We start from the raw sequence: 11,039 nt of genomic DNA on the forward strand, positions 1-11,039 counted from the left end.
TTGGCGCTTCATTGATGGGCGCATTCGGCGTTTCGTTCACCGGTACGTTCGGCGCTTCATTCACCACTGCTTTTGGTGCCGCTTTTGGCGCTTCCTTCTCGACGGCCTTTGGCGCTTCATTGATGGGCACATTTGGCGTTTCATTCACTGATACATTTGGCATTTCGTTCACCGGCACGTTTGGCGCTTCATTCACTGGCACATTCTCCGGCGCTTTCGGTGTTTCCTTTACGACTGCTTTGGGCGTTTTCTTTACCACTGCTTTCGGCGCCTCNCCCGCCGGTTCGTTTACCGCTGCCTCGCCTTCCGGAGCAGGGGCGACAGCAGTGTCAAGCTCGGTATCAATGTGGAATGAGACGAACGGTTTCGCCTCCGCGTACGGGTGCTCTTTTACGTGCATTTTTTTGGGTGACACAAGCGCCTTCGTCTCTTTTTTGACCGGCACCCCTGCTGTCGGCACTTTGATTTTCATTCCAGGCATAATCATATTCGGGTCGCTCAAATGCCCATTTATTTTTTTCAATTGTTCAAAATCCACTCCATATTTTTGGGCGATTTTCCAAAGGGTGTCGCCCTTTTGGACAATATGGATTTTCACTCCATTCCCCTCCTAAACCGAGACTGTTTACGCTCGATCGAACCGATGCTTGTTTCCCGTTATCGTCTTTCAACACAATGTATGACGATGATCGTTGATTTATGATAAAAAAATCCCTGACCGAACGAGGATCCCTCCTCGTCAAGCCAGGGAAAAAGCTAGGCAAGCGAAAGCATGCGGTCGAGCGCCTCTTTTGCCTCTGCGGCGATGTCTTTCGGAACGGTGATGCGATTGACGATCGCTCCTTGCTCAAGCGATTCGAGCGCCCAGACGAAATGCGGCAAATCAATTCGATTCATCGTTAAACACGGGCACATATATGGATTGAGAGAAACAATTTCTTTGTCTGGATGTTCATGCTTCAGCCGGTTCACCAAATTCATTTCCGTTCCAATCGCCCACTGGGTGCCGGGTGGAGCATTGCGGATCGTTTCAATAATGTATTTTGTCGAACCGGCGTAGTCTGCTTGCTGGACGACCTCCCAGCTGCATTCCGGATGGACGATGACATGGATTCCCGGCTTCATCCGTCGAATATGCTCGATTTGTCGCACGGTGAAGTTTTCATGCACGGAGCAATGTCCTTTCCAAAGAATGACTTTCACCTTGTCGAGATCGTCCGCCCCTTGGAGCGTCTCCTCATGCGGATCCCACACCGCCATCTCGTCAAGACGGATGCCGAGCGCATAGGCCGTATTTCTCCCTAAATGCTGATCCGGCAAAAAGAAAATCCGTTCATTCCGTGAAAACGCCCAAGCCATCATCTTTTTCGCGTTCGACGAGGTGACGGTCGCTCCGCCATGGCGGCCGACAAACGCTTTAATCGCCGCGGTCGAATTGACGTACACAAGCGGCACGATCGTCTCGCCAAACCGCTCAATAAGCGCCGCCCATGCCCGCTCGACTTGAAAAATATCGGCCATATCGGCCATTGAACAGCCGGCGCGCAAGTCCGGCAAAATGACCGTTTGGTCGTCGCTCGTTAAAATATCGGCGGTTTCCGCCATAAAATGGACGCCGCAAAACACAATATATTCGGCTTCGCTGTTCTTTGCCGCGAGCTGGGCAAGCTGAAGCGAATCGCCGGTCGCATCGGCGAACTGAATGACCTCATCCTTTTGGTAGTGATGACCCGGGATGAAAAGGCGCCGGCCGAACCGTTCTTTCACCGCGCGGGCGCGTGCTTCGAGCTCGCTTCGTTCCATCGTTTTATACCGTTTGGGCATCTCATCCAGCCGTTTCAACTGTTCAAGGACGTTCACGGTTCTCCCCTCCATTATCGCAAATTGAAACTCATATCGAGCGCCGGGGCGGAATGGGTTAAACATCCGAGCGAAATGTAGTCGACTCCGGTCGCGCCGTACGCCGCCACATTGGCGAGCGTAATTCCCCCCGACGCTTCCGTGATGATCGGCTTTGGCACAAGCCGGACGAACGCCCGCACCTCATCCGGCGTCCGGTTGTCAAACATAATGACATCCACCCCGGCCTCGACCGCCTCGAGCACTTCGTCTTCCGTTTCGGTCTCTACTTCGATTTTCACCATATGCCCAAGCCGCTCCCGCACCGTTTTGACGGCGCGGGCGATCGATCCGCAAAAGGCGATATGGTTGTCTTTAATCATGACACCGTCGTACAAGCCAAAGCGGTGATTGTAGCCGCCGCCGCATGTGACGGCATATTTTTCAAGCATGCGCAGCCCCGGCGTCGTTTTCCGCGTGTCGCAAATGCGTGTGGAGCTATTGCCAAGCAAGTCAACGGCCTGTCGCGTCACGGTGGCAATGCCGCTTAACCGCTGCAGCAAGTTTAAAATGACGCGCTCACCGGACAACAGCGGCCCGACCGGTCCGGATGCGACGGCGATCGTTTCGCCGGCTTGGACCCGTTCGCCGTCCTGTTTCATGATGGTTACTTCGACGCGCGGATCCAGCAGCTGATAGCCCGCCGCAATAATGCCGACGCCGGCCACCACCCCGTCCGCTTTGGCCATAAACATGCCTGATGCCCGTTCATGAGCCGGAAAAATCGTCTCGCTCGTCACATCGCCGTCGCCAATATCTTCAAGAAAAAACTGTCGCAACAGTTGTTCGAGCTTCAACCGGTTCATCTTTCATCCCTCCGTTTTCTTTGCCGCTTTACCTCCCAGCCCCAAGGCGGGCCCACTCTTCTTTCGTCCGCACGAGGCGCCGCCCCCGCCACTCCGGGCGTTCACGCGGAAAATCGCTCCGGTAATGGCCGCCGCGGCTTTCCGTGCGCCCAAGCGCTGATGAAGCGACAAGCCAGCCCACTAGCAACATATATCCTGTTTCAATCTCCTCTGCCGACAATCGTTCAAGGTCGCCATCCAGCCAATCCGGCAACGAAAACTGTTCCAACCAGTCGACCGCTTCGCGAAGCCGATCGCCGTTGCGGACGATGCCGACAAACGTTGACAGCTGTTCGCGGAGCAACGCCCGCTCTGGCAGCCGTGGTACAATCAAACGACGCGGGCTGGATGAATCCGCTCGGTGCACCGTTTCCGGCCACGCCGCTTGACGGCGGATGGCGCAGGCCGCACGGAATCCAAAGACAATCGCTTCAAGCAACGAGTTGCTCGCGAGCCGGTTGGCGCCGTGCACACCGGTGCACGCCGCTTCCCCGACGGCGTACAAGCCCGGAACCGTCGTCTGCCCCCACTCGTTGACGACAACGCCGCCCATTAAAAAATGGGCGCCCGGCGCGACAGGAAGGCGGCCGGCTTCAAGGTCGACGCCATAGGCCTCACATAGCGCGGCGATCGTCGGAAAGCGGCGGCGGAAGTGGGACACGCGGGAAATATTCAAATAGACGCGGCCGCCGCGATCGAGTTCCGCCGCGATCGCTCGGGCGACGATGTCGCGCGGAGCGAGATCGCGAAGCGGATGGACGCCGTCCATCAGCGGTCTTCCATCTTCCGCCTCAAGCACCGCCCCTTCGCCGCGCACCGCTTCCGAGACGAGCCCGACCGCTTTTCCGCCGGCAACGAGCATCGTCGGATGAAATTGGATAAACTCCATATCCGCCACCGCCGCACCGGCGCGGTACGCCATGGCAATGCCGTCGCCAGTCGCCGTCCGCGCATTGGAAGTGAACGTATACAATCCGGCGCATCCACCGGTCGCCAACACGACGGCCGACGCCGGCCAAATGGACACCGAACCGTCTTCCCGCTTCGTTTTCACCCCGACGCAACGCCCCTCTTCCACAAGCAAATCAATCACCTGCTCGCCTTCTTCCATCCATACGCGTCCCTCGAGCCGCTCAAGCAAAAACGAAACGAGTGCTTTGCCCGTTTGATCGCCGCCGGCGTGCAAAATCCGGCGGTGGCTATGCCCGCCTTCAAGGCCGAAACAAAACCGGCCGCGTTCGTCCCGATCAAACGCCATGCCGGCGTTGATCCATTCTTGCAGCCGCCTCGGCCCTTCGCGGACGAGCCGTTCGACCATTCGTTCATCGTTATGAAAGCAGCCGGCGACCATCGTATCGCGGAAATGAGCGCGCCAATCGTCGCTCTCTGCCAGCGCCGCGGCCACCCCTCCTTGCGCCCGCCATGAATTGCTGTCGGTGCAACGTTTTTTCGTGAATATCATCACATGGTCGAGCTCAGATAAATGATACGCGACCGTTAACGCCGCCAGCCCGCTTCCGACGATAATCACGCCACCTTCCTTCACTCTCGGACGCCCCTTTCTTTTCACCTGTCTTGACATCTATATTTACACATATTTAAACTAATGGCAAGAGGTTTGGCGAAAAAAATGATGCAAAGGCGGGGGAATATGATTTATTTGGATTACGCGGCAACGACGCCAATGTGCCAAGAGGCGATCGCCGCTTACGCTGAAGCGGCGTCCGTTTACTTTGGCAACGAAAGCAGCTTGCATGACATCGGAACGAAAGCGAAACAACTGCTTGCCTTATGCCGACGCGAACTCGCCGCCATGATTAACGGAGAAGCGGAAGGGATCTATTTCACAAGCGGCGGAACGGAAGCGAACTTGCTCGCGATCCGTTCGCTAGCTGCCGCCTACCGGCATAAGGGAAACCACCTGATCACGACCGAAATCGAGCATGCCTCGCTCCATCACCTGTTCAAACAGCTGGAAACAGAAGGATATACGGTCACGTATTTGCCCGTCGACCGATTCGGGCGCATTCGACTTGCCGATTTGGAGCGGGCGATCACGCCGAAGACGATCCTTGCTTCCATCCAGCACGCCAACTCGGAAATCGGCACGATTCAGCCGCTTGCCGACATCGGCCGCCTCCTGCGGGCGCACGGCGTCCTTTTTCATAGCGACTGCGTGCAAACTTTTGCTAAAATACAGCTAGATGTTCAAGAGATAGGACTAGACAGCCTATCCGTTTCCGCCCATAAAGTGTACGGTCCCAAAGGGGTCGGCGCTGTGTACATCAACCCGCGCCGGCATTGGAAGCCGGTATTCCCGGGAGCGACGCACGAATCAGGCTTTCGGCCGGGAACGGTCAACGTACCGGGTATTGCCGCCTTCATTACGGCCGCGCAGCAGCTCCATCGACGAATGGCGGACGAACAGTCGCGTTTGGAACGACTGCGGAATCGGTTGCTTCACGCCATCGCCGCCAAACAGCTGCCGGTGACGGTGGAAGGCCATCCCGATTTCCGTCTTGCCCATATTATCGGTTTGTCCGTCGCTGGGTACGAAGGGCAGCTTGTGATGCTTGAATGCAACCGCGCCGGCATCGCCATTTCCACCGGCAGCGCCTGCCAAGTCGGGCTGCAAGCGCCGTCGCGGACGATGCTCGCCGTCGGGAAAACGCCTGAAGAAGCGAAGCAATTCATCCGCATCTCATTGGGCGCGGCCACGACCGAAGCGGAGATCGACCAGTTCGTTTCCACATTGGAGCGACTTACATCGGCATGAAAGGAGGAATGGCAGGTGAAAGAGGAAAAGAAAATTTTAGGGGAAAGGCGGCGCCAGCTCATTTTGCAATGGTTGAAAGAAAGCGAAGCGCCGCTCACGGGGGCTGAGCTGGCAGCGAAAACGAACGTCAGCCGCCAAGTGATCGTCCAAGACATTTCACTGTTAAAGGCGCGCAACGAACCAATCATCGCCACAAGCCAAGGCTATTTGTATTTAAAGCCGGCTGAACCGGCCAAAACGTACACGAGGACGATCGCCTGCTTCCATACGCCAGAACAGACGAAAGAAGAGTTGTATTTGCTCGTGGATTGCGGCGTGACGGTCAAGGACGTCAAAATCGAGCATCCGGTCTACGGCGATTTAACCGCCTCGATCATGGTGAGCAACCGCCTGGAAGTCGACCAATTCATCGCCAAAATCGAGGCGACAAAATCGTCGTATTTGTTGCAGCTGACGGACGGAACCCATTTGCATACGCTGGAAGCCGATTCACCAGTGAAGCTTGACGCCGCCTGCCGCGCCTTGAAACAGGCTGGATTTCTGATCGAAGCGTGAACGGATCGCCTTGCGCTCGTCCGTCATTCCCTCTTCGCAAATGCCGTACGTCAGGACGCTGGATAAAGAGAAAATGCGGACGGCTATGACCCATCCGCATTTTTTCGTCTTCGTCAAGCAAAATAATATGGATAGCTGCCCAACAGCTGCACTGTGCAGCCGAGCGCCTCAATTTCCGCGATCGCCCCCGGGATGAGGACGTCATCCATCGGCGCGTCGATGTCAATAATAAAGAAATAATTTCCAAGGCCCGTTTTCGCTGGGCGCGATTCGATTTTCGTCAAGTTGAGCCGCCGCCAGGCAAACGCTGATAACACTTGATGGAGTGCGCCCGGACGGTCTTGCGGCAGCATGACGACCACGGTCGTCTTGTCGCCAGCATAAAGAGGCGAAGCAGGCGAAAGCGGCTCTTTGCGCCGGCTGACGACAATAAAGCGCGTATGGTTGTAATCGTAATCGTGGACGTTTTCCTGCACGATCACTAGCCCGTATTTTTCCGCCGCCAGCCGGTTGGCGATCGCCGCCGCCGGCAAGTGCGGATGCTCGCTCACAAATTTCGCGGCGGCGCTCGTTGACGTCATCGGCACTTGCTTCGCCCCTTTCAGCACCGTATGCAAAAACTTCCGGCATTGGGCAATGGCGTGCGAGTGGGAATACACTTCTTTCACTTCGCGCCAATGAGGGGTGAAATATGGGTGCACCATCAAATGTTGCTCGATCGGCACAACGATTTCGCCGATGATCGGCAACGGCTGTTCGTGAATTAAATAGTCGAGTGTCAAATTGACCGATCCTTCCAAGGCGTTCTCGAGCGGCACCACGGCCGCTTCAATCTCTCCGGCCGCCGCGGCGTCAATGCAATCGGGAATCGTGTCATACGGCTCCCGCGGCTGCGACGGAAAAAGAAGAGCAGCCGCCGCTTCGGTGAACGTCGCCTTCGGTCCTAAATAACCGATTTTCATCTCGTTTGCCTCTCCCTTGCTTTAATACACTCCCGAACCGACAATTTCCACTTTTTCGACAAATTCGAGCTGTTTGAGCTTAGCGAGGAGCTCATCAATCTCCTCGTTCATATCGTTTGTGCTGACCGACAGCGTCACGTTCGCCCTCCCTTGAAGCGGAATCGTTTGATGGATGGTCAGCACGTTGCAGCCGGCCGCCGCCACAACGCCAAGCAGCTGTGACAACGTTCCGGAGCGGTCTTCTAAATGGAAAAAGAGCGTGACGATGTTTTCTTTCGTCACCGCTTGGAACGGAAAAATGGCATCGCGGTATTTGTAAAACACACCGCGGCTGATGTTGGCGAGCTGCGCCGCCTCGGCGACCGAGGCGGCTTTTTTCCGCTCAAGCAGCTGTTTAGCGAGCACGACTTTCTTCATCGCTTCCGGCAGGACGTCTTCGCGCACCAAATAAAATTTTTTCTCCACCGCACCTTCCCCCGCTCTATTCATCCCAGTCGTCGACAAACTCGAACTCGTAATCAAGCAACCGGATCGTGTCTCCGTCTTTCGCGCCGCGCTCGCGCAGCGCATCATCCACCCCCATCGCCTTAAGCTGGCGGGCGAAGCGGCGCACCGATTCTTCGCGCGAGAAATCCGTCATCTTAAACAACTTTTCAATTTTGTCGCCCGCCAAAATGAATGCTCCGTCGCTGGCGCGGGTGATCGTAAACGGCGGCTCCTCTTTTTCATATTTGTACACGACGCGCTGCACGGCCGGATCTTCCCGTTCATGAAGCGGGAATTCCGGCGTCGTTTCCAACAGGTCGGCGATGGCAAACAACAGCTCGCGCACTCCTTGTCTTGTCGCTGCAGAAATCGGAAAGACCGGCACCGCATCGCCGACTTTCTCTTTGAAGCGGCGCAAATTTTCTTCGGCGTTCGGCATGTCCATTTTATTGGCGGCAACAATTTGCGGCCGCTCGGTCAAGCGCAAATTGTACTGTTTCAGCTCTTCGTTGATGACGAGATAATCGTTGTACGGATCGCGCCCTTCGACCGCCGCCATGTCGATGACATGGACGATGACACGCGTCCGTTCAATATGGCGCAAAAACTGATGCCCGAGCCCGACCCCTTGATGGGCCCCTTCAATCAATCCCGGCAAGTCGGCCATCACAAAACTGCGCCCGTCTTCCGTTTCGACAACGCCCAAGTTCGGAACGAGCGTCGTAAAATGGTACTCGGCGATTTTCGGACGGGCTGCGGAGACAACCGACAGCAGCGTCGATTTGCCGACGCTTGGAAACCCGACCAGCCCGACGTCAGCGAGAAGCTTCAGCTCTAAAATGATGTTGCGCTCTTCGCCCGGTTCGCCGTTTTCCGCAATTTCCGGCGCTGGGTTGGACGCCGTCGCAAATCGGGTGTTGCCGCGCCCGCCGCGCCCGCCTTTGGCGACGACAAACCGCTGCCCCGCCTCGGTCAAATCGGCGAGCACTTCGTTCGTATCCGCATCGATGACAACGGTGCCTGGCGGCACTTTGACAATCAAGTCTTCCGCATTTTTGCCATGCTGGTTTTTCGACATGCCGTTTTCGCCGCGCGGCGCTTTAAAATGGCGCTGGTAGCGGAAATCCATCAACGTCCGCAGCCCTTCATCAACGACAAAGACGACATCGCCGCCTTTGCCGCCGTCTCCGCCGGCCGGCCCGCCTTTTGGGACGTATTTTTCCCGGCGGAACGCGACCATGCCGTTGCCGCCGTCCCCGCCTTTCACATAAATTTTCACCTGATCAACAAACATGGCTGTTCCTCCGATTCGCTTCCATCATGGTATCATGGCGAAATGAGTATGACTAATACTTATTATTGTATACAGAGTCGATTCCATGATGTCAATATGTACGCAAGCATCGGCCGTCTGCGGGCTGGCGGGCGGTTCAAGCCCAGCCGCCGCTTTCCGGTCCGATTGGATCGATCCGTCCGCACCTCTTAGGGCAAAATAAGCTTTGCCTTCCATTTTCCTTCGTCCAACCAATGGTCAAGATTCCGCCGACAAAAGCTCAAGCTCCACCGTCAATTCGCCCTCGCCAACGGCAAACGACGCGAGCCGAAGCGGCGGTGATGGTTCGCAGCGCTCAAGCCAAGTGCGAATGGCTTCGCCATCTCGAAACGTGCCGCAATAATCCAAAAACAGCGCCGCCCGTCGGTCGGACAGCTCAATGGACAAACATAAATGGTTTTCTGTCCGCTCATCGGATTGCGCTTCAAGCAGGTGAAAAAATTGGCGGCACCATTCAGTCAGCTGCTCATCGCACCGCGACCAATCGGCTTCGCCGTCCGTGATTTCATACTCAAGAAAAAGCGGGCGCGGCTCCCAGTTATAAGTCATGACAAGCTCAGCGAACTGCTCGGCTTTCAAGTTCGTCAACCGTGTTTCCTGATGCATCTCGGCGATCATGTCTTCAATGATTTCCTGCACCCGTTCGATTTTATTGAGCGCCAAATGCCCTTTGATGAGCTGGATTTTGTTCAGCCAGTCATGGCGGGCATGGCGCATCACCTCAACGACAGTCCATCGCTTCTCCATCCAACGCTCCCCTATCCACTAAGCGTAGGCTCCCTGCCTCGCTTGGACTTCCGCCTCCATGGGGGAGGCATGTACTTTTACTATAACATTTTTTGACATTGAACGGGAACGATTTTTCTACGCCAAAAAGAAAAAACTCTAACCGAACGGTTAGAGTTTTTTCACATCGATTACGCTTCTTGGCTGACCGGGTAGACGCTGACGCGTTTGCGGTCGCGGCCGAGCCGCTCGAAGCGGACGATGCCGTCGATTTTCGCATACAGCGTATCGTCGCCGCCGCGGCCGACGTTCAAGCCCGGATGGACTTTCGTTCCGCGTTGACGGTACAAAATCGAACCGCTGGTGACGAATTGACCGTCAGCCCGTTTTGCGCCAAGACGTTTCGCGATCGAGTCGCGGCCGTTTTTCGTCGAACCGACCCCTTTTTTCGAAGCAAAAAATTGCAGGTCAAGTCTCAGCATGGCAGTCACCTCCCGCTAGATGGATGTCACGCGGATAAATGTTCCGTAATCGCGTTCGATCGTCTTTAGCGAAACGACCATCGCTTCCAACAACAACTGTACTTTCTCTGCCGCCGCTTCTTCCAGCTCCGGAAGCTCGCAGCGGAGGTAGCCGCCGTCTTTGCCGAGCGAAACATGCGGGCTTACGCCAATAAGTGTCTCGATGGCGTTGATCGTGCCGAACGAGACCGCCGAAGCGCCGGCGCATACAATGTCCTGCCCGCGTTTCGCAAAATGGGCGTGCCCTTCCATCGTAAACGCGCGGATGCGGCCGTCCGCTTCCCGTTCAATCGTGACGCGGATCATCTTTACGCGTTGATTTTTTCGATGACGACTTTCGTGTACGGCTGACGGTGGCCTTGTTTGCGGCGATAGTTCTTTTTCGCTTTATATTTGAAGACGATGATTTTCTTTTGTCGGCCGTGTTTTTGCACTCTCGCCGTCACGGTTGCGCCTTCGACTGTCGGGTTGCCGATTTTCACCGTTTCCCCGCCGACGAACAGCACTTTGTCAAACGTGACCGTATCGCCTTCATTCGCATCCAATTTTTCGATGTAAATTTCTTGGCCTTCTTCGACTTTCAATTGTTTGCCGCCAGTTTCGATAATTGCGTACATGCATCGCACCTCCTTCATGGACTCAGACTCGCCAGCGCCAAGGCGGCCCAAGACGGAGCGCTTCATCGCCCGCGCTGAGCGGTTGTAGTGCGGGTGCGTCTTTTTGCGACAGCCGCCCTCTTTTGCCCTTGTTGGCAGGACAAAAAGTCTACAACGTCATCTATCGTAACATAGAAACGGCCGGCCGTCAACCGTCATCTTCGTCCCGAGTCAGTCAAGACTTTGTCAAATATTTTACTCACACCTTCGTCCCCCGGCGGGCGATGATGAAACGGTGCAAACGACTATATAGAGAGGCCATTTGAAGCTTTGCCATTTG

Annotated in this window: 12 protein-coding genes, 2 pseudogenes and 1 other annotated feature; of the genes and pseudogenes, 2 read left to right on the forward strand and 12 right to left on the reverse strand. The window is 55.8% G+C overall.

Annotated features, from left to right (window positions below; all coding sequences use genetic code 11):
* The 5 genes and pseudogenes from VU18_RS20200 to nadB form a co-directional block, all read right to left on the reverse strand.
* A pseudogene (locus VU18_RS20200) lies at positions 1-274 on the reverse strand (peptigoglycan-binding protein LysM); the annotation flags it as partial.
* Between the two features lies 1 nt (position 275).
* Positions 276-598 (reverse strand): annotated as a pseudogene (gene safA, locus VU18_RS20205) (SafA/ExsA family spore coat assembly protein); the annotation flags it as partial.
* A gap of 158 nt (positions 599-756) precedes the next feature.
* Positions 757-1,860, reverse strand: coding sequence for a quinolinate synthase NadA (gene nadA, locus VU18_RS11195; RefSeq protein ID WP_011232075.1), 1,104 nt, complete (start codon positions 1,858-1,860; stop codon positions 757-759).
* Positions 1,861-1,874: 14 nt separating this feature from the next.
* Positions 1,875-2,705, reverse strand: coding sequence for a carboxylating nicotinate-nucleotide diphosphorylase (gene nadC, locus VU18_RS11200; RefSeq protein WP_011232076.1), 831 nt, complete (start codon positions 2,703-2,705; stop codon positions 1,875-1,877).
* A 28-nt stretch (positions 2,706-2,733) separates the two neighbouring features.
* Positions 2,734-4,326, reverse strand: a complete 1,593-nt coding sequence (gene nadB, locus VU18_RS11205) for an L-aspartate oxidase (RefSeq protein WP_172620552.1) — start codon at positions 4,324-4,326, stop codon at positions 2,734-2,736.
* A 69-nt stretch (positions 4,327-4,395) separates the two neighbouring features.
* On the opposite strand from nadB, the gene VU18_RS11210 reads away from it, so the two are divergent.
* Positions 4,396-5,520, forward strand: coding sequence for an IscS subfamily cysteine desulfurase (locus VU18_RS11210; RefSeq protein WP_021321862.1), 1,125 nt, complete (start codon positions 4,396-4,398; stop codon positions 5,518-5,520).
* A gap of 15 nt (positions 5,521-5,535) precedes the next feature.
* Entirely contained in the window at positions 5,536-6,075 is a 540-nt protein-coding gene (locus VU18_RS11215) for a transcription repressor NadR (protein ID WP_014196418.1), read from the forward strand.
* Between the two features lie 113 nt (positions 6,076-6,188).
* Here the strand turns inward: VU18_RS11215 and pheA are convergent, their stop codons facing one another.
* The 7 genes from pheA to rplU form a co-directional block, all read right to left on the reverse strand.
* Complete coding sequence (gene pheA / locus VU18_RS11220; RefSeq protein ID WP_011232080.1) at positions 6,189-7,037, reverse strand: prephenate dehydratase; 849 nt, start codon at positions 7,035-7,037, stop codon at positions 6,189-6,191.
* A 21-nt stretch (positions 7,038-7,058) separates the two neighbouring features.
* Entirely contained in the window at positions 7,059-7,502 is a 444-nt protein-coding gene (locus tag VU18_RS11225; RefSeq protein WP_011232081.1) for an ACT domain-containing protein, read from the reverse strand.
* Between the two features lie 16 nt (positions 7,503-7,518).
* Positions 7,519-8,817 carry a GTPase ObgE gene (gene obgE, locus VU18_RS11230; protein WP_011232082.1) on the reverse strand — a complete coding sequence of 433 codons (1,299 nt, stop codon included), beginning with the start codon at positions 8,815-8,817 and terminating at the stop codon, positions 7,519-7,521.
* A gap of 237 nt (positions 8,818-9,054) precedes the next feature.
* Positions 9,055-9,603: a sporulation initiation phosphotransferase B gene (locus tag VU18_RS11240; RefSeq protein ID WP_014196420.1), complete on the reverse strand. Its 549-nt coding sequence runs from the start codon at positions 9,601-9,603 to the stop codon at positions 9,055-9,057.
* A gap of 170 nt (positions 9,604-9,773) precedes the next feature.
* Positions 9,774-10,064, reverse strand: coding sequence for a 50S ribosomal protein L27 (rpmA, locus tag VU18_RS11245; RefSeq protein WP_011232084.1), 291 nt, complete (start codon positions 10,062-10,064; stop codon positions 9,774-9,776).
* A gap of 15 nt (positions 10,065-10,079) precedes the next feature.
* Positions 10,080-10,409: a ribosomal-processing cysteine protease Prp gene (locus VU18_RS11250; RefSeq protein ID WP_011232085.1), complete on the reverse strand. Its 330-nt coding sequence runs from the start codon at positions 10,407-10,409 to the stop codon at positions 10,080-10,082.
* Between the two features lie 2 nt (positions 10,410-10,411).
* A complete protein-coding gene (rplU, locus tag VU18_RS11255; RefSeq protein WP_011232086.1) occupies positions 10,412-10,720 on the reverse strand; it encodes a 50S ribosomal protein L21 in 309 nt (102 codons plus the stop codon).
* Positions 10,721-10,734: 14 nt separating this feature from the next.
* Positions 10,735-10,814: a sequence feature (ribosomal protein L21 leader region), on the reverse strand.
* Positions 10,815-11,039: the final 225 nt, after the last annotated feature.

The sequence above is a fragment of the Geobacillus sp. ZGt-1 genome (assembly GCF_001026865.1).
GTDB classification, from domain to species: domain Bacteria; phylum Bacillota; class Bacilli; order Bacillales; family Anoxybacillaceae; genus Geobacillus; species Geobacillus thermoleovorans.

Bases quoted from the DNA above. Each gene is read 5' to 3' on its own strand.
- rplU (WP_011232086.1), bottom strand. From the start codon at position 10,720: ATGTACGCAATTATCGAAACTGGCGGCAAACAATTGAAAGTCGAAGAA.
- VU18_RS11210 (WP_021321862.1), top strand. From the start codon at position 4,396: ATGATTTATTTGGATTACGCGGCAACGACGCCAATGTGCCAAGAGGCG.
- VU18_RS11240 (WP_014196420.1), bottom strand. From the start codon at position 9,603: ATGGAGAAGCGATGGACTGTCGTTGAGGTGATGCGCCATGCCCGCCAT.
- obgE (WP_011232082.1), bottom strand. From the start codon at position 8,817: ATGTTTGTTGATCAGGTGAAAATTTATGTGAAAGGCGGGGACGGCGGC.
- VU18_RS11250 (WP_011232085.1), bottom strand. From the start codon at position 10,409: ATGATCCGCGTCACGATTGAACGGGAAGCGGACGGCCGCATCCGCGCG.
- pheA (WP_011232080.1), bottom strand. From the start codon at position 7,037: ATGAAAATCGGTTATTTAGGACCGAAGGCGACGTTCACCGAAGCGGCG.
- rpmA (WP_011232084.1), bottom strand. From the start codon at position 10,064: ATGCTGAGACTTGACCTGCAATTTTTTGCTTCGAAAAAAGGGGTCGGT.
- nadB (WP_172620552.1), bottom strand. From the start codon at position 4,326: ATGTCAAGACAGGTGAAAAGAAAGGGGCGTCCGAGAGTGAAGGAAGGT.
- nadC (WP_011232076.1), bottom strand. From the start codon at position 2,705: ATGAACCGGTTGAAGCTCGAACAACTGTTGCGACAGTTTTTTCTTGAA.